This is a genomic window from Arsukibacterium sp., from assembly GCF_036735525.1.
Lineage (GTDB): Bacteria > Pseudomonadota > Gammaproteobacteria > Enterobacterales > Alteromonadaceae > Alishewanella.
In genome coordinates this window covers 2,935-3,405 of record NZ_DAINOE010000157.1, presented here as the reverse complement: position 1 = coordinate 3,405, position 471 = coordinate 2,935, and the positions used below count along the sequence as shown (strand labels likewise).

General features: G+C 46.1%; 2 protein-coding genes. Both read left to right on the top strand.

Going from position 1 to position 471, the window contains the following annotated elements; all coding sequences use genetic code 11:
- Positions 1 to 7: 7 nt before the first annotated feature.
- The gene (locus V7D78_RS16555) at positions 8 to 172 is read left to right on the top strand and encodes a dTDP-4-dehydrorhamnose 3,5-epimerase family protein (protein WP_333609560.1); all 165 of its coding nucleotides are present in this window, start codon (positions 8 to 10) and stop codon (positions 170 to 172) included.
- The coding region (locus tag V7D78_RS16550) for a class I SAM-dependent methyltransferase (protein WP_442886710.1) at positions 169 to 471 on the top strand (303 nt) is incomplete at its 3' end. The genes V7D78_RS16555 and V7D78_RS16550, both read left to right, overlap by 4 nt.

Genomic DNA, 471 nt, shown 5'->3' with positions numbered 1-471 from the left:
CAGTCAGTTGTTGTACTTACACACTGCACAGTATCATCCCCAACATGAAGGTGGCTGTCGGGTAGATGATCCAGCATTCAAGATCAACTGGCCGTTGCCGATAACACTGTTATCTGAGCGCGATGCAAGCTTGCCTCTGCTTGACCACAGTTTTAATGGAATAACGTTATGAAATGTCGACATTGCCAGCAGGCGTTAACCTTGCCGTTGGTTGATCTAGGCGTTATGCCGCCTTCAAACGCCTATCTGTCTGATCAAAGTCAGTTTCGGTTGGAAAAATGTTATCCGCTAAAAGTCTGGGTATGTCAGCATTGTTGGTTGGTGCAAACAGAAGATTTTGCTAAGGCTGACGAGTTGTTCACCGCTGACTACGCTTATTTCTCTTCTGTTTCGACTAGTTGGATGGCCCATGCCAAGCAGTTCGCGGATTTATCCATAAAAAAATTAGCGTTGAATGCCGCATCACTGGTG